We start from the raw sequence: 17,594 nt of genomic DNA on the forward strand, positions 1-17,594 counted from the left end.
CATACTGATTCAGGAGATTGTCATGGACCGATTCCCACGATCCGATTCTATTGTGCAGGCGCGTTCCGGCCTGCAAACGTATATGGCGCAGGTTTATGGCTGGATGACCTGCGGGTTGTTGCTGACGGCGTTTATCGCCTGGTATGCGGCAAATACGCCCGCGGTGATGATGTTTGTCTTCTCCAGTAAAATCACCTTCTTTGGCCTGATTATTGCCCAACTGGCGCTGGTGTTCGTTTTGTCCGGCATGGTGCAAAAGCTGAGCGCCGGTGTGGCAACCACGCTGTTTATGCTCTATTCGGCGTTAACCGGGTTAACGCTGTCGAGCATCTTCATCGTCTATACCTACTCGTCTATCGCCAGTACCTTTGTGGTCACCGGCGGAATGTTTGGCATCATGAGCCTGTACGGTTATACCACTAAGCGCGATCTCAGCGGTTTCGGCAATATGCTGTTTATGGCGCTAATCGGGATTGTGCTGGCTTCACTGGTTAACTTCTGGCTGAAGAGCGAAGCGTTGATGTGGGCGGTAACCTACATTGGGGTGATTGTGTTTGTCGGTCTGACCGCCTATGACACGCAGAAGCTGAAAAACATCGGTGAGCAGATCGATCTGCGTGACAGTTCTAATCTGCGCAAATACGCGATTCTTGGCGCACTAACGCTGTATCTGGACTTTATCAACCTGTTCCTGATGCTGCTGCGTATCTTCGGCAATCGTCGTTAATTCTCTGTTGCCGGATAAGGCATTACGCCGCATCCGGCACTATATACACCATCATTTCGCCATTGCCTTCTCGTTTTTCGCCCGCAGCTTTTTCGCCCGACTTTCCAGCAACAGGTAGCAAATAAGCGCCAGCAGCAGCGGAATAAAATAATAGAGGACGCGATACGCAAGCAGGGCGGCGATAATCTTGCCTTGAGAAGTATTTTCCCCCGCCAGCAACGCCATAAAAACCGCCTCCAGCACGCCGATCCCCGCCGGAATATGTACGATAACCCCGGCAATACTGCTCACCAGTAGCACGCCCAGCACGAAGAAATAGTTGATATCCTGACCCAGCAACAGCCAGATAATGGCTCCCATCACCATCCAGTTGGTACTGGATATCACCATTTGCGCGATGGCAAATTTCCAGGAAGGCAGCACCAGCTTTTGGCCCCTGATGGTGATGTGGCGATGTTTCGCGAAGGCGCAAAACCACAGATAAACGACAATAATCAGTAGCAGCGCAATGCCTAAAATGCGCAGCGTACCTTCATCGATATACCAATGCGCGGGCAGCTCGACCACGCCAAAGGTAAAAATAAAGCCGCCCAGCAGAATATAGCCGAGCCAGTTGGTGGTAATACTCAGTGAAAAAATCCGCGTAATAGTGCTCCCCGGCAACCCGAGGCGCGAGTAGAGTCGATAACGCATCCCAATGCCGCCCACCCAGGTGCTTAACGTCAGGTTGAAGGCGTAACAGATAAACGACACCAGCATGACCTGGCGTTTTGCCAGCTTGTGCCCACAGTAATGTCGGCCGAGGAGATCATAGCAGCCGTAGAGTAAATAACTGACGATTACCAACCCCACGGCGCTGAGCAGGGCAGTCCGATTGTAATCCCGGATTACCGTCCAGACCTCTTCCCAATTGACCTTGCTGGCATAAATGACCAGCAACACGATGACGGCAATGAAAAATAGCCACGTGAGTATTTTTTTCGCTAACCGCCAGCGCGGATGTGCTTTGGCCATCAGGGTTTTCCTCCGACATCCTCAGTTTGAATGCGATCCTGCGTTTCCATGGCAGGCTGTGCGGGCGGTTCTACCTCAGTCAGATGTGGTGTATGTGCGGGTAGCCAGCCGACCAGCGCCGGGAAATGGCGTAAAAAGTGGAACGCCAACACGCTTTTGGTCAGGTTCCACCAGGTGCGTTTGGGCAGCATGGATTCATCAACCCGCTTGCAGTCCTGCGCAATAATCGGGTTCAGGTTGTCGCGCAGAGTCTGGTTAAACGCACGGTCATGAATAATGAGATTCGCTTCCAGATTCAGCGACAGGCTGAGCGGGTCAAGATTGCTGGAGCCTACCGTCGCCCAATGATCGTCCATCAGCGCTACCTTGCCATGCAGAGGTTTACGGCGATATTCATAGACATGGACGCCGCCTTTAACCAGATAGTTGTACAGCAGGCGGGCGCCCACTTTCACAATCGGCATATCTGGTTCACCCTGCACGATGAGTTTTACCCGAACGCCGCGTCGGGCCGCTTTACGCAGGGCATGCAGAAAGCGATAGCCGGGAAAGAAGTAGGCATTGGCAATGATCACTTCCCGCCTGGCCTGGGTAAGCATTTTCAAATAATGACGTTCAATATCATCGCGATGCTCTTCGTTGTCGCGCCAGACAAATAGTACCTGCGCTTCGCCAGGCCGATGATTTTCGACTGCGCGATGATGACGTCGCCACCAGCGGCGTACGGCGCTCTGACCCGGCAAGTTTTCCAGCACGAATGTCAGGATGTCGGCCACGATGGGACCTTCAACGCGTACGGCGTAATCCTGCTTGGCCTCAGGGCCGTAATCAGACATATGTTCAGCGGAATAATTGATGCCGCCGACGAAAGCAACGCGGTCATCAATGACCACAATTTTGCGATGCATACGGCGAAAGAGATTGGTGCGCATGCCGAACAGACGCGGGCGCGGATCGTAATAGCGGAAAACAATGCCGGCTGCGGTTAGCTCATTAACGAAACTGTCGCTGAGGTCCGGCGAACCATAGCCATCCAGCAGCACTTCCGCTTTAACACCGCGACGTGCTGCACTCAGCAGCGCGGCATGCAGCTGTTTTCCGACCGCATCTTCAAACCAGATGAAGGTCTCGAGGATAATTTTTTGCTGCGCCTGTTCAATGGCGTCAAACACGGCGGGGTAGTACTGATCGCCGTTTTCCAGCAGTTGAATTTGATTGCCTTCACGCCAGCCAAATTTCATAAATGAATCTCCGCACTCAGAGGGGCATGATCGGACAAATGTCGCCAGTGACGCAGCGCCAGCGTCGTTGGGGTACTGGCATTCGCGTTTTTCACATAGATCCTGTCGAGACGCAGCAGGGGAAACTGCACCGGAAACGTCCGCGCCGGGCGACCGTGGGCGCGGGTAAAGATCTCGTCAAGATCGGCATTGGCTTTCAACGGATGATTAGCTTTTTGTCGCCAATCGTTGAAATCACCGGCGACCACGACGGGCTCACCCTCAGGTAAGGCATTCACCCACTCTGCCAGCATAGCGAGTTGGGCCTGACGGTGGGCTTCACGCAAACCGAGATGGACACACATCACGTGAACCGGGTGGGAGAGCATCGGCGGCACGATGCGGCAGTACAGGACCCCGCGTTTTTCACTCGCGCCGACCGACACATCGCGATTTTCATAATGTTCAATAGGATAGCGCGACAGCACAGCGTTACCGTGATGCCCCTGCGGATACACGGCGTTACGTCCATAAGCGAAGTCGCTCCACATGGTATCCGCCAGAAATTCGTAGTGCGTGGTGTCCGGCCAGTTTTCCACATGCAGAGGATGCACCTCGTGCGCGCCCATGACCTCTTGCAGGCACACAATATCCGCACCGACCGTTCTGACGGCCTCTCGCAGCTCAGGCAAAATAAAACGCCGATTGAAGGCGGTAAATCCTTTATGAGTATTAATGGTGAGCACATTGAATGAAAACCGTTCTGTTTGTCTGGCCATGATTCTCCCGTTGGCATCACTTTCCTGATTAAAATAGTGTAGTCGTCGTCACAAAAAGATGCGGTGTTGCGGAATTTTCCGTAAAGTCCGGTACTCTGAACAATTAGTCGAAAATCCTTCAGGAGAAAAGCCATGAGGTGGCAACAACGTGTTCGTGTCGCAACGGGTCTAAGTTGCTGGCAGATTGTGTTGCATTTACTGGTAGTGGCATTGCTGGTAATGGGCTGGATGAGCGGCACGCTGGTGCACGTCGGCCTGGGATTATGCGTCGTTTACGGCGTAACGGTTTTATTAATGCTGGCCTTACAACGTCACCATGAACAGCGCTGGCGCGACGTGGCGGATGTGCTGGAAGAACTCACTACGACGTGGTATTTCGGTGCCGCGATGATTGTACTGTGGCTGCTGTCGCGCGTGCTGCAAAACAACGTCTTGCTGGCTCTGGCGGGGCTGGTGATCCTTGCCGGACCCGCCGTGGTGTCGCTGCTGGCGAAAGATAAAAAGCTACATCACCTTGCGTCGAAACATCGCATACGCCGCTGAGCCGGTTGTGGCCGCGATCACCAACAGCGGCCACAAACTTCCCCAGACAATCTTCAGACTCGCATCCTTCAGGTAAATCTGTTTCGTGATGTCCGTAAAATGGCGGATCGGGTTTATCCACGTCAGATTCTGCAACCATACCGGCATGTTTTCGACCGGCGAGACGTAGCCTGAGAGCAATATCGCCGGCATCATGAAGACAAATACGCCTATAAACGCCTGCTGCTGGGTGGCGCACAGCGATGAAATCAGCAGACCAAAACCGACCAGCGACAGCCCATAAATCACCATCGTGAAATAGAACAGCCCCAGTGAACCGGCAAACGGAATGTGATAAGCCCAGATGCCGATCGCCAGCACAATGGTGGCCTGAAAAGTGGCCACAATCAGCGCGGGCACTGCCTTGCCGATGAAAATCTGCCAGGTGGTGAGCGGGGAGACCAGCAGTTGATCGAGCGTGCCCTGTTCGCGCTCGCGCGCCACCGACAGCGAGGTGACGATCATCACGCCGATGGTGGTGATCATGGCGATCAGCGACGGAACCACGAACCATTTGTAGTCCAGATTCGGGTTATACCAGTTACGCACCACCAGTTCGCTGTTGTTCGGTTTTGGCTTGCCGTCCATCAGCTCCTGCTGGTACTCCTTCACGATCTGCTGCAGGTAATTGGCGGCAATTTGCGCGCTGTTCGAGTTACGTCCATCGAGGATAATTTGCATGGGCGCTTGCTGGAAGGTATCCAGATTCCGCGAAAAATTGGCCGGGAAGCGCACCAGCAGCAGCGCTTTTTGCGTGTCGATGGTGGGCTGGATCTCCTGTGGGCTTTTCAGTAACAGGACATGCGTAAAGGCGCTGGCGCGGGCGAAGCGCTGGGTAAGCTCCACCGAGTGTTTGCCATTGTCTTCGTTATAGATAGCGATAGTGGCGTTGGTCACTTCCAGCGTCGCTGCGAACGGGAACAGAATGACCTGAATCAGCACCGGTAAAATCAGAATGGCTCGCGTCTGCGGCTCGCGTAATAGCGATTGCAGCTCTTTACGAATTAATGTCCATAAGCGATGAAACATGCCCGTCCCCTTAATCCAGCCGACGTTTGGTTTTCAGCCACGTCAGGCCAATAAACATTACCGCCGAAGCGATTAAAAACAGCACGTTGATAATCAGCACCACCGGAATGTTGCCCGCCAAAAAAAGGCTTTGCAGGGTGCTGACGAAATAGCGCGCCGGAATAATGTAAGTCACCGCGCGGATAATCGCCGGCATGCTGTCTATCTGGAAGATAAACCCCGACAACATAATCGAGGGCAGGAAAGCGGCGTTCAGCGCAACCTGCGCGGCGTTAAATTGATTACGGGTGATGGTGGAGATAAGCAGGCCCATGCCGAGCGTACTGAGCAGGAACAGGCTGGTGATAAAAAACAGGATTAACAACGAGCCGCGATAGGGCACGCCAAGAATAAACACCGACACCAGCATACACAGCAGCATCGCCAGCATGCCTAAAAAGTAATAGGGGATCAGTTTGCACAGCAGCAGCTCGACGCGGGTAACTTCGGTAGACAACAGCGCTTCCATGGTGCCGCGCTCCCATTCACGCGCCACCACTAACGAGGTGAGGATCGCGCCAATCACCGTCATGATGATGGTTACCGCCCCGGGAATTATAAAGTGCTGGCTGATAGCCGCCGGGTTAAACCAGTAGCGGGTCTGCACATCGATTAACGGCTTAAATGATTCCCCGCGGTCCTCAGCCCGCTGTTGCTGCCAAATCTGCCAGATGCCTTCGACATAACCCTGCACAAAGTTGGCGGTATTCGGTTCGCTGCCGTCAGTGATCACCTGAATAGGGGCTGTGTCGCCAGGTCGCGCCATTTGTTGGGCAAAATCTACCGGGATCACCACCAGCCCGCGAATGCGCCCGGCCTGCATTTTCTCAATCAATTCCTGACGGTTATCGCTGATGGTGGCGTCAATATACGGCGAACCGGTCATGGTGTGGGTGAAATCCAGCGCCTCTTCGCTCTGCTGTTCGAGCAAAATTCCCACTCGCAGCTTGCTGGAGTCGAGGTTGATTCCGTAGCCGAAGATAAACAGCAGCAACAACGGGATCACCACCGCAATCAGCCAACTGCTGGGATCGCGGACGATCTGGCGCGTCTCTTTTACGCACAGCGCGCGTACGCGTCGCCATGAGAGCGCGGAGTTACTCATGCGTATGCTCCTTATCCCAGTCATTGATGAGCGTAATAAACGCCTGCTCCATGGTGGGGTCCGGCGTGTCGTTATCGGCAGCCTTTGCTTTCAGGTCGTCCGGCGTGCCGCTGGCGATCAGTTTGCCGCGATAAACCAGTCCGATGCGATCGCAATATTCCGCCTCATCCATAAAGTGGGTCGTCACCATTACCGTGACGCCTTTTTCCACCATGCTGTTGATATGCAACCAGAATTCTCGACGAGTAAGGGGATCAACCCCGGAAGTGGGTTCATCGAGAAACAGGATATCTGGCTCATGCATCAGCGAGCAGGCCAGCGCCAGACGTTGTTTAAAGCCCAGCGGTAGCTCGTCGGTAGCGTGGGAGGCGATGCTTTTCAGGCCAAATGCCTCACTCATGCGATCGATCTTCTCTTTCTGCGTCCGACCGCGCAGGCCGTAGACGCCGGAGAAAAAACGCAGATTCTGTTCAACCGTCAGGTTGCCGTACAGGGAGAATTTCTGCGCCATATAGCCCAGATGCTGACGCGCTTTGCCGGAGCTAACCTTGAGATCCATATCCAGCACCAGCGCTTTGCCGGAGGTAGGAACCAGCAGACCGCACATCATTTTAAAGGTGGTGGATTTCCCGGCGCCGTTGGGGCCTAACAGGCCAAAAATCTCGCCGCGCTGCACGGCAAAGTCTACATGGTCGGTAGCGGCAAAATCGCCAAACTTTTTGGTCAACGCTTTGGCTTCGATCACCGTTTCGCCAGGCGTGCCTTCCACGGTATGCAGGATGGCGCCCAGCGGTGACTCTGATGTTCCGGCCCCGCCGAGTAAATCGATAAAAGCATCCTCGAAACGGGGAGCGGTTTCGTTGATGATTATCTCCGGCATACCGTTCGCGTCTTGAATCTGCTGGGCCGTAGCCTCTTTTTTCAGGATCAAACGGACGGATTTCCCCTGAATCATCCCGTCGCTGACCTGCGGCAGTTTTAACACGCGTTGCAACAGTCGGCGGTTATTTTCCTGCGGGCTGCTCATTAAAAAGCTGCGTCCGGCCATCGTCTGCGTAAGCTGGGTCGGATCGCCCTGATACAGCAATTCGCCTTCATTCATCAGCAGCACATCACGACACTGTTCGGCTTCATCCAGATAGGAGGTACTCCAGAGGATCAGCATCCCGTCGCCCGCCAGTTCATGGACCATTTGCCACAACTCGCGGCGGGATATCGGGTCGACGCCCACGCCGGGCTCATCCAGCAGCAACACTTTAGGCTCGCCCACCAGCGTACAGGCAAGCCCGAGCTTCTGTTTCATGCCTCCGGAAAGCTTGCCTGCCAGTCGTCCGGTAAACGGACCCAGCGAGGTAAATTCCAGTAACCGGGCAAAGGTTTTTTCTCGCACGTCGCCGGTGACGCTGCGCAAATCGGCATAGAGATTGAGGTTCTCCATGACCGTCAAATCTTCGTACAGGCCAAATTTCTGCGGCATATAACCCAGCACGGCGTGCAGGGCGCTGTCGTCTTTGATGGGATCAAAGCCAATTACCGCAGCACTTCCGGCGTCGGGTTTTAACAAACCCGCCAGCATCCGCATCAGCGTGGTTTTGCCCGCGCCGTCCGGCCCGACAAGCCCGGTCACGTAGCCGGCATGAACGGTACAGTCGAGCGGGGCGACGGCCGGTTTTTCCATTCCGGCAAAGTTTTTCGTCAACCCATTCAGCGTAATGACGGCGTCAGTCATGCCGTGCCTCATCACCAAACTTTATTGTTACCGGCATCCCCTGGCGCAGCGCATTGTCTGCGTCGGTCACCACAATGCGCAGACGATAAACCAGGTCGGTGCGCAGGTCAGGGGTCTCGACCGTTTTCGGGGTAAACTCGGCGGTAGGCGACACGAAGCCAATTTTACCGTGATAAGGCTTGTCCGGGCGGCCATCGGTGTAGAGCAGGATTTCGCGTCCTGGCTGCGCCTGGCTTAGATTTCGTTCGTCAACGTAGGCGCGAATCCAGACCGGACGCGTGAGTGATAGCGTCAGTACCGTGCCGCCTTCGTTCAGCATGCTACCCGGTTCAACCGCCCGGGTGAGAATCGTGCCGTCAGACGGAGAGGTTAACGTGGTGTCATGCAAATTCAGTTCAGCCTGCGCCAGCTCAGCTTGTGCTTGTTCGAGCGTGGCTTTCGCCTGCTCAATATCCTGCACACGATTACCGCTGCGATACTGGGCGAGTTTATCCTGCGCGGATTTCAGTGAGGCCAGCGCCTGGTCACGTGATGAACGGGCGTTTTCCAGATCGTTAGCGGAAATGGTGCGGCTTTTCCACAGTCCTACCTGTCGATTGTAGAAATTCTGCGCATAATCATAGGCGGCCTGCGCCTGTTTGACCGCCGCTGCGGTTTGCGCAATCTCTTCTTCACGATAACCGGCCAGCATCAGATCGTACTGTGCCTGGGCGGCGGCAACATTCGCTTTTGCCTGCATTAGCGCGTTTTCATACGGCGCGTGGTCCAGTTCTCCCAGCACCTGACCGGCGGTAATGGCGTCGCCTTCGTCAACCGCCAGCGAGGCCAGCCTGCCGCCGACGCGAAAACTCAGATTGACGCTACGGATATCGACGTTGCCGTAGAGCGTCAGACCGTTATCTTGCCGACTTTGATACCACCACGTTCCACCAGCAATCACGGCAACGAGGGCCGCGATAACCAGCCCGAGAACGACAGGTTTTTTCATGACTCCAGACTCCTTTGCGTTAAACCTTGCAGAATAAGATCGATGTGACAGGTAACGGTGTGCTCAATCAGCGCGGTTTTATCCTCATCAAATTGTGACCAGCCCGTACGCAACAGAATAGTTTCTTTCCCCAGACGAAAGGCCAGCACCTCGCCGAGTATGGCGTGGGTGTGCAGAATCATTTGGGTGTCGTTGGCATCGCGACCAGTATAGGCAGCAATCAGGCGCGTCAGGTGGGTATGCAGCGGATTGATAACCTGGTCGTGTACCAGTTGATAAGCCGCGGTGGGTGAAAGCTGTTCGCGTGAGATAAACTTGCTCAGGTTAACGGTGTCGTCCTGGGTTAACAGCATGATCATATTTTTACAGGCGCGCAGGATAAGTTCGCGCATCGCGCCACGATCGGGCTCCGGCTGAGTAAACAGACGCTCGGCTTCTTCCGCATGCGGGCGAAACTGTGAACCAATAAAATCGGCAATCCACTGGGCGCAGGCGAGGTATAAATCCTCTTTTGAGCCAAAATAGTAGGTGATGGCCGCAATGTTTTGTCCGGCCTGCGCGGCGATATCGCGCGTTGTGGCGTGCAGACCATACTCGCCAAACTGCGCCAGCGCGGCGGCAATGAGCTGGTTTTTCGCCTGTTCGCCTTTGGTTGTCATGGTGGGTGTATTCATTGCGCGGCTCTGATCTTAATCAATCGATTGATTAAGATTATGACTGATATGCCACCTTGTCCAGTCCGCGAGGTTAATTTCCGATGAAGGGATAATTTATGCGGTACATCACAAAAACTGCTACACTCCGCCCCTTCATGACATTGTGGTTTTTGTCATCTCTATTGTGTGTATCTCCCTGAAAACGACACCGGTAACGGTCAGGGCGGTTCGGAGTTGTTATGTCTTTTGATTCCCTTGGTTTGAACCCTGAGATTTTACGTGCCGTTGCCGAGCAGGGTTACCGTGAACCTACCCCTATTCAGCAGCAGGCGATCCCCGCCGTGCTGGAAGGCCGCGATCTGATGGCCAGCGCCCAGACCGGTACGGGGAAAACAGCAGGTTTTACCCTGCCGTTGTTGCAGCATCTTGTGACTCATCAGCCGCATGGTAAAAGCCGTCGTCCGGTTCGTGCGCTGATCCTCACGCCGACTCGCGAGCTGGCGGCCCAGATTGGCGAAAACGTACGTGATTACAGTAAGTATCTCAATATTCGCTCGCTGGTGGTTTTCGGCGGTGTCAGCATTAACCCGCAGATGATGAAGCTGCGTGGCGGCGTAGATGTGCTGATTGCCACCCCGGGTCGTTTGCTCGATCTGGAACACCAGAATGCGGTGAAACTGGATCAGGTTGAGATCCTGGTGCTGGATGAAGCTGACCGCATGCTGGATATGGGCTTTATTCATGACATTCGTCGCGTTCTGGCGAAACTGCCGGCAAAACGCCAGAACCTGCTGTTCTCGGCAACGTTCTCTGACGATATTAAATCGCTGGCCGAAAAGCTGCTGCACAACCCGCTGGAAATTGAAGTGGCGCGTCGTAATACCGCGTCCGAGCAGGTGACTCAGCATGTGCATTTCGTGGATAAAAAACGCAAACGTGAACTGTTGTCGCAGATGATTGGTCAGGGCAACTGGCAGCAGGTGCTGGTGTTTACCCGTACCAAACATGGTGCGAACCATCTGGCGGAACAACTGAATAAAGACGGCATTCGCAGCGCGGCGATCCACGGTAACAAATCTCAGGGCGCGCGTACGCGTGCGCTGGCCGATTTTAAATCCGGTGATATTCGCGTGCTGGTGGCGACCGATATTGCCGCGCGCGGGCTGGATATTGAAGAGCTGCCGCACGTGGTGAACTACGAGTTGCCAAACGTCCCGGAAGATTACGTGCACCGTATTGGTCGTACCGGCCGCGCGGCCGCCACCGGCGAAGCGTTGTCTCTGGTGTGCGTCGATGAACACAAACTGTTGCGTGATATCGAGAAGCTGCTGAAAAAAGAGATCCCGCGTATTGCAACGCCAGGCTACGAGCCAGACCCGTCTATCAAAGCTGAGCCGATTCAGAACGGTCGCCAGCAGCGTGGCGGCGGTCGCGGCCAGGGCGGAGCAGGACGTGGCCAGCAGCCGCGTCGTCAGGATGGCGGCGCGCCGAAAGGGAAACCGCGTAGCGGCGAAGGCAAACCGGCAGGCGATAAGCCTCGTCCACCGCGCCGTCCGCGCAGACCGTCTTCAGCGCAGTAATTCACCTGCTGTATGGCAGTATAAACATGCTATCCGGTCTACACGTTGTGTAGGCCGGCCAGGTCAATCATTCCCCTGAGCTTTGCGATTTCAGCACGATTGAGCAGGTATAGCGTCCTGCTGGGTGAACAGAAATCGTCGTTTCAAAAACTTTTCCTTCCCTGTCCAGATAGCGGCGCACAATTCTCATCGCCGGAGAATCAGGTGCTACGTTAAGGATTTTTGCCATCTTCTTAGGCACGCCAACTGCCGTAATCGTCTGGTGAACTTCATGACTTTTAATACCGTAGTGCGTTTCGATCAGATCGCTAATTAACGAGTGCGGATCATCGCGGATGTACGTGCGCAGCTTGGCGTAGTCCTTGCTGGCGTAACTGTCGGTCCAGCAAATTGGCGCGTCCGGGTTTTGCGCATCTTCACGGGTACTGGCAATGTGCAGCCATCGGGAACCTGGCGGGCAGCCAATCAACTGGGACAACTCTATGTCCGCCACAATCTCATCGATTTTCTTGATGACGCGCAGATTGTTCCTGGCCAGCAGTAGCAGATCCTCAAGATGCGATAGCGGATGATTGACGCTGTTAGCCTTAGGTTCGCAAACGCGGGTGCCTGCGCCTTTACGCCGTGAAATCAAACCTTGCTCTGTTAATTCCCTTAGCGCCTCACGCATGGTGTGGCGGCTGACCTGCCATGTTTCGCACAGTTCCATTTCCGTAGGAAACAGCGAGCCGGGGGCAAAGGTTCCCACCGAAATTTGCTGTGCCAGTTCACGTGCTATTCGCTTGTACAGAGATTCTTTCATCGCAGTTTCATCAAAAAATTAGTGATCTTTATCACGAAAATTTGTACGGACTATTCCCTACATTTCTTATGAATACTATAAATGTCCGTACATTTAAATGTACGGACATTTGATAATGTCTGGACATTGTGGCGGCGTTTGAATATCCAACAAACCGCCGTAAACAAGCATCTTATCATTATCAGATTTTCCAGGGGGATTTATGGCTTCGAATGTACTTGATTCTGTTCTGTTCAGGGATTCTTTCGGCACACCGGCGATGCGCGCGGTGTTTGACGATCGCGAGCTGGTGCGCAAATACGTGGAAGTGGAAGTTGCGTTGGCTAAGGCTCAAGCGCGCTGTGGCGTAATACCTGAGGCGGCGGCGCAGGAAATTGCCGAGAAATGTAATGCCGACACGCTCGATTTTGATTTATTGCGCCATGAAACCGAAATAGTGGGGTATCCGATCCTACCGCTGGTGCACCAGATTTCTAAACAGGCTGGCGAGTCCGGCGGCTATGTGCACTGGGGGGCAACCACTCAGGACATTATGGACACCGCGGTAGTCCTACAAATTCGTGATGCGTTCACGTTAATTGAGACCGATATAAACAAACTTCGTGCGACGCTCGCAGACCTCGCACGTCGCTACCGTGATACGCCAATGGCCGGGAGAACCCACTTACAACAGGCTTTGCCCGTGACCTTCGGTTATAAAGCGGCCATCTGGCTGGATATGTTTGAACGCCACGCGGAACGTCTTACCCAGGCGCGTCCTCGTGTTCTGGTCGGCGAATTTGCGGGTGCAGCTGGTACGCTGGCATCGCTGGGGGATAAAGGGCTGGCGGTACAAAAAGCGATGATGGAAGAGCTTGGACTGAATGTTCCAACGTCCACCTGGCACGTCGCGCGTGATGGTTTTGCCGAAGCGGTTAACTTGTTAGCGGTGATTACTGGTTCGCTGGGTAAGATTGCCTACGACGTAATGTTGCTGGCAGCCAATGAGTTTGGCGAGCTGTATGAGCCGTTTGTTAAAGGGCGTGGCGCCAGCAGTACCATGCCGCAGAAACGCAACCCGATCTCCAGCGAACTGATGCTGGCCTGTGCTAAAGGCGTGCGTCAGCAAGCGGGACTGATGCTGGATGCGATGGTGCAGGACCTGGAACGGGCGACCGGGCCGTGGCATGCGGAATGGATTGCTATCCCGGAAAGTTTCGTCCTCAGCGCAGGGGCGTTGCATCAGGCCAATTTTATGCTGGCGGGGCTGATAGTCGATGAAGCGGCGATGAAACGTAACCTCGGTATGACCAACGGCCTGATTGTGGCTGAGGCGGTCATGATGGGACTGGCGCCATACATCGGTCGTCAGGATGCGCATGATGTTGTGTACGACGCCTGCCGTATCGTCAACGAACAGGGGGGACGACTGGCTGATGTGCTGAATGCGATGCCATCTGTTGCAGAACGACTGGATCCGCAGTTGATTGAGAAACTGACCGACCCGGCAAACTACCTGGGAATGGCACCCGCGATGGTCGATCAGGTGCTGGCCAAATATATGTCGCAGAAATGAAGGTTCTCGGGCTAACGGAATAAGGATATTTTTATGTCAACGAATTCTGTCGCGGGAAAATCCATTCTGGCGTTCCTGATACCGCTGGCGATTGGGGGGATAATTTGGTTTTATCCCGTACCTGATGGTCTGACGCCTCAGGCCTGGCATATGTTTGCTATTTTTGCCGCGACCATTGCCGCCATTCTTACCCAACCGCTCCCTTCGGGGGCGGTAATGTTGATTGCGCTTTGTGTGGTGATTTTTACCAAGACCTTGCCAGAGGCGAAAGCGCTGTCAGGGTTTGCGTCCGGTACAGTATGGCTCATCTTCTGCGCCTATGTTCTTTCTCTGGGGTTTGTCACCTCAGGGCTCGGGAAACGTATCGCGTATAAAATGTTATCGCTATTTGGCGGCAGTAGCCTGGGTATCGCCTATTCGCTGGGGGTATCTGATCTGATTATGGCTCCGGCAATGCCGTCAGTGACAGCCCGTTCCGGAGGGATTATTTTCCCTATCACTCGTTCAATCAATGACGTATTAGGTTCGGCTCCGGGAGTAACCGGCAAGCGTATTGGTGATTTCTTAACCATGGTGTGCTTTCAGTTTACGCCCATTACCGGGGCGATATTCCTCACCGGGATGGCGGCAAATCCGCTGGTGGCGAGTCTGGCTAAATCCTCATTAGGCGTCGAGATAACCTGGGGCGGGTGGTTTGTTTCCGCTGTTGTTCCTGCGATGGTCTGTTTCTGTTTGATGCCGCTTCTGGTCTATAAGTTGCTGGATCCTGAGCTTAAACGTACGCCAGAGGCAAAAGCGATGGGTAAGCAGGCGCTCGGTGAACTCGGTGCGATGAGCAGTAACGAGAAAAAGGTCGCGTTTGGCTTTGTGTTGGCATTGGTCGGCTGGGGCACCAGCTTAATCACGGGATTATCGGCAACCTCGGTCGGACTGGGATTGGCCGCTTATCTTTTCGCCTCTGGCGCAGTCAGTTGGAAAAGCCTGCTCAATGACCATGCAGCGTGGGACACGGTAATCTGGTTTAGCGTCATTATTAGCCTGGCGACCGGTCTTGCCGATCTGGGCTTTATTAAATGGATGACGATAAAACTGGGCAGCGGTATTCAGGGATTTGGCGCGATAGAGTCCTTTGTTTTGCTGGGGATCCTGTATATTTATGTCCACTATCTCTTTGCCACGGCGACCGGCCATGTCGCTGCGCTGTATGCCCCTTTTGCGGCCACGGCGATCGCTGCTGGCGCACCGCCGATGATGGTGGCGATCTGCTTTGGTATCTTCAGTAATCTGATGTGGGGCAATACGGAATACGGTGGTGGACCTGGCCCCATCTATTTTGCCCAGGGCTATTTTGAACGCCCGCGCTTTTACAAAATCAACCTCTGTGTGGTGACGGCAAATGTCATTATCATTTTTGCCGTGGGTATGCTGTGGTGGAAGTTACTGGGATATTATTAGCCGACGCGTTTATTCGGCCTGCAATGTACCTGACTGTAGGCCGAATAGGGTGTAAGCCGCCTTCCGGCAATTTAAGTCCGCGCTGCGAAGCGCTTTCCAGAATGGGGGAAAAAGGTACATCCAGCGCCTGAAATGTGCCACAATAGTGGCTGTTTATACAGTATTTCAGGTTTTCTCATGGCACTTACGGCTGCGCTGAAAGCGCAAATTGCCGCCTGGTACAAGGCGCTTCAGGAACAGATCCCCGACTTTATCCCCCGCGCACCGCAGCGGCAGATGATTGCTGACGTTGCGAAAACGCTCTCCGGGGAAGAAGGGCGGCATCTGGCGATTGAAGCGCCGACTGGGGTGGGGAAAACCCTGTCCTATTTAATTCCGGGAATCGCCATTGCCCGGGAAGAACAAAAAACGCTGGTGGTGAGTACCGCCAACGTCGCCTTGCAGGATCAGATCTACAGCAAAGATCTGCCGTTACTGCGCAAAATTATTCCTGACCTGCGTTTTACCGCCGCGTTCGGTCGTGGGCGCTATGTCTGCCCGCGTAACTTAGCGGCGCTTGCCAGTACCGAACCTAATCAGCAGGATCTGCTGGCTTTTCTCGACGATGACCTGACGCCAAATAACCAGGAAGAGCAAAAGCGCTGCGCCAGGCTGAAAGGCGACCTCGACACCTATAAATGGGACGGGCTGCGCGATCACACGGATATCGCTATTGATGACGGACTTTGGCAACGCCTGAGCACCGATAAGGCCAGCTGTCTGAATCGTAATTGTCACTATTATCGTGAATGTCCTTTTTTTGTCGCCCGCCGTGAGATTCAGGAAGCCGAAGTGGTGGTTGCCAACCATGCGCTGGTGATGGCCGCCATGGAAAGTGAAGCTGTTTTGCCGGAGCCGAAAAACCTGCTGCTGGTGCTTGATGAAGGACACCACTTGCCGGACGTTGCGCGCGATGCGCTGGAGATGAGTGCGGAAATCAGCGCCCCCTGGTATCGACTGCAGTTGGATCTGTTTTGTAAGTTAGTGGCTACCTGCCTTGAGCAGTTTCGCCCCAAAACCACGCCGCCGTTGGCAAATGCTGAGCGTCTGAACGGCCACTGCGAAGAACTGTATGAACTGATTTCTTCACTTAACAATATTCTTAATCTGTATATGCCTGCCACCCAGGAAGCAGAACACCGTTTTGCGATGGGTGAACTGCCAGCGGAAGTAATGGAGATATGTCAGCGCCTGGCGAAGCTCACAGAAATGCTGCGCGGTCTGGCTGAACTGTTCCTCAACGATCTCAGCGAAAAAACCGGCACTCACGATATTGTGCGTCTGCATCGGGTTATTTTGCAGATGAACCGGGCGCTGGGTATGTTCGAAGCGCAAAGCAAGCTGTGGCGGCTGGCCTCGCTGGCGCAGTCGTCAGGCGCTCCGGTGAGTAAATGGGCGACGCGTGAAGTGCGTGACGGGCAGATCCACGTCTGGTTCCACTGCGTGGGGATCCGCGTGAGCGATCAACTGGAAAGACTGCTGTGGCGCAGCGTACCACATATTATCGTTACCTCCGCCACGCTGCGCTCGCTCAACAGCTTTTCGCGTCTACAGGAGATGAGCGGCCTCAAAGAAAAGGCCGGTGACCGCTTCGTCGCGCTGGATTCTCCGTTTAATCATGTTGAGCAAGGCAAAATTGTTATTCCTCAGATGCGCTACGAACCGTTGATAGAGAACGAAGAGCAGCATATTGCGGAAATGGCTGCCTATTTCCGCGAACAGCTGGAAAGCAAAAAGCATCAGGGCATGCTGGTGCTGTTTGCCAGCGGTCGGGCGATGCAGCGTTTTCTTGAGCACGTCGCCGATCTACGTCTGCTGTTGCTGGTCCAGGGCGATCAGCCGCGCTATCGTCTGGTGGAGCTACACCGCAAACGGGTACAAAACGGTGAGCGTAGCGTGCTGGTGGGTCTGCAATCTTTTGCCGAAGGTCTGGATTTGAAAGGCGACCTGCTGACGCAGGTGCATATTCATAAAATCGCCTTTCCGCCAATCGACAGCCCGGTAGTGATCACCGAGGGTGAGTGGCTGAAAAGCCTGAATCGTTATCCTTTCGAAGTACAGAGTTTACCGGCCGCATCGTTTAATTTAATCCAGCAGGTCGGGCGACTCATCCGTAGCCACGGCTGCTGGGGGGAAGTCGTTATTTATGACAAGCGTTTATTGACCAAAAACTACGGCAAGCGTTTACTGAATGCGTTACCCATATTTCCGATAGAGCAACCTGCTGTGCCAGACGTTATAGTAAAACCAAAAGAAAAAGCGAAACCCACGCGCCGCCGCAGGCGTTAACGATGT

The 17,594-nt window shown here is 54.2% G+C and carries 15 protein-coding genes; 6 read left to right on the forward strand and 9 right to left on the reverse strand.

The window, feature by feature from the left end; genetic code table 11:
• Positions 1-22 precede the first annotated feature (22 nt).
• Positions 23-727, forward strand: coding sequence for a Bax inhibitor-1/YccA family protein (locus FOB24_RS09470; protein WP_038639068.1), 705 nt, complete (start codon positions 23-25; stop codon positions 725-727).
• A gap of 51 nt (positions 728-778) precedes the next feature.
• On the opposite strand, the gene FOB24_RS09475 is transcribed toward FOB24_RS09470, so the two are convergent.
• From FOB24_RS09475 to FOB24_RS09485, 3 genes are read right to left on the reverse strand one after another with little or no spacing between them, the layout of a single operon-like run.
• The gene (locus FOB24_RS09475) at positions 779-1,741 is read right to left on the reverse strand and encodes a lysylphosphatidylglycerol synthase domain-containing protein (protein ID WP_121528792.1); all 963 of its coding nucleotides are present in this window, start codon (positions 1,739-1,741) and stop codon (positions 779-781) included.
• Entirely contained in the window at positions 1,741-2,982 is a 1,242-nt protein-coding gene (gene clsB, locus FOB24_RS09480) for a cardiolipin synthase ClsB (RefSeq protein WP_150344820.1), read from the reverse strand. The genes FOB24_RS09475 and clsB overlap by 1 nt, the downstream gene beginning before the upstream one ends.
• Positions 2,979-3,740 carry an endonuclease/exonuclease/phosphatase family protein gene (locus FOB24_RS09485; protein ID WP_069323204.1) on the reverse strand — a complete coding sequence of 254 codons (762 nt, stop codon included), beginning with the start codon at positions 3,738-3,740 and terminating at the stop codon, positions 2,979-2,981. The genes clsB and FOB24_RS09485 overlap by 4 nt, the downstream gene beginning before the upstream one ends.
• 132 nt (positions 3,741-3,872) lie before the next feature.
• On the opposite strand from FOB24_RS09485, the gene FOB24_RS09490 reads away from it, so the two are divergent.
• Complete coding sequence (locus FOB24_RS09490) at positions 3,873-4,283, forward strand: YbhQ family protein (protein WP_006685384.1); 411 nt, start codon at positions 3,873-3,875, stop codon at positions 4,281-4,283.
• Here the strand turns inward: FOB24_RS09490 and FOB24_RS09495 are convergent.
• The 5 genes from FOB24_RS09495 to cecR are packed head-to-tail and all read right to left on the reverse strand — an operon-like array spanning position 4,245 to position 9,886.
• Positions 4,245-5,351, reverse strand: a complete 1,107-nt coding sequence (locus FOB24_RS09495; protein ID WP_003831543.1) for an ABC transporter permease — start codon at positions 5,349-5,351, stop codon at positions 4,245-4,247. The genes FOB24_RS09490 and FOB24_RS09495 overlap by 39 nt on opposite strands.
• 10 nt (positions 5,352-5,361) lie before the next feature.
• Entirely contained in the window at positions 5,362-6,495 is a 1,134-nt protein-coding gene (locus FOB24_RS09500; RefSeq protein WP_038639081.1) for an ABC transporter permease, read from the reverse strand.
• Positions 6,488-8,224 carry an ATP-binding cassette domain-containing protein gene (locus FOB24_RS09505; protein ID WP_038639084.1) on the reverse strand — a complete coding sequence of 579 codons (1,737 nt, stop codon included), beginning with the start codon at positions 8,222-8,224 and terminating at the stop codon, positions 6,488-6,490. The genes FOB24_RS09500 and FOB24_RS09505 overlap by 8 nt, the downstream gene beginning before the upstream one ends.
• Positions 8,217-9,212: a secretion protein HlyD gene (hlyD, locus tag FOB24_RS09510; RefSeq protein ID WP_038639088.1), complete on the reverse strand. Its 996-nt coding sequence runs from the start codon at positions 9,210-9,212 to the stop codon at positions 8,217-8,219. The genes FOB24_RS09505 and hlyD overlap by 8 nt, the downstream gene beginning before the upstream one ends.
• Positions 9,209-9,886, reverse strand: coding sequence for a transcriptional regulator CecR (cecR, locus tag FOB24_RS09515; protein WP_121528794.1), 678 nt, complete (start codon positions 9,884-9,886; stop codon positions 9,209-9,211). Before cecR ends, hlyD begins: the two co-directional genes overlap by 4 nt.
• Positions 9,887-10,107: 221 nt before the next feature.
• On the opposite strand from cecR, the gene rhlE reads away from it, so the two are divergent.
• Positions 10,108-11,448 (forward strand): ATP-dependent RNA helicase RhlE, encoded by a 1,341-nt coding sequence (gene rhlE, locus FOB24_RS09520; RefSeq protein WP_038639094.1) that lies wholly within the window; start codon positions 10,108-10,110, stop codon positions 11,446-11,448.
• A 67-nt stretch (positions 11,449-11,515) separates the two neighbouring features.
• Here the strand turns inward: rhlE and FOB24_RS09525 are convergent, their stop codons facing one another.
• Positions 11,516-12,250 (reverse strand): GntR family transcriptional regulator, encoded by a 735-nt coding sequence (locus FOB24_RS09525; RefSeq protein WP_150344821.1) that lies wholly within the window; start codon positions 12,248-12,250, stop codon positions 11,516-11,518.
• A 202-nt stretch (positions 12,251-12,452) separates the two neighbouring features.
• Here FOB24_RS09525 and FOB24_RS09530 point away from each other — a divergent pair, with 202 nt between their 5' ends.
• From FOB24_RS09530 to dinG, 3 genes are all read left to right on the forward strand, one after another.
• Positions 12,453-13,805 carry a class-II fumarase/aspartase family protein gene (locus FOB24_RS09530; protein ID WP_085047469.1) on the forward strand — a complete coding sequence of 451 codons (1,353 nt, stop codon included), beginning with the start codon at positions 12,453-12,455 and terminating at the stop codon, positions 13,803-13,805.
• A 33-nt stretch (positions 13,806-13,838) separates the two neighbouring features.
• The gene (locus FOB24_RS09535) at positions 13,839-15,260 is read left to right on the forward strand and encodes a DASS family sodium-coupled anion symporter (protein WP_121528796.1); all 1,422 of its coding nucleotides are present in this window, start codon (positions 13,839-13,841) and stop codon (positions 15,258-15,260) included.
• Positions 15,261-15,437: 177 nt separating this feature from the next.
• Positions 15,438-17,588 (forward strand): ATP-dependent DNA helicase DinG, encoded by a 2,151-nt coding sequence (dinG, locus tag FOB24_RS09540; RefSeq protein WP_038639097.1) that lies wholly within the window; start codon positions 15,438-15,440, stop codon positions 17,586-17,588.
• Positions 17,589-17,594 lie beyond the last annotated feature (6 nt).

Source organism: Citrobacter werkmanii, from assembly GCF_008693645.1.
GTDB classification, from domain to species: Bacteria; Pseudomonadota; Gammaproteobacteria; order Enterobacterales; family Enterobacteriaceae; genus Citrobacter; species Citrobacter werkmanii.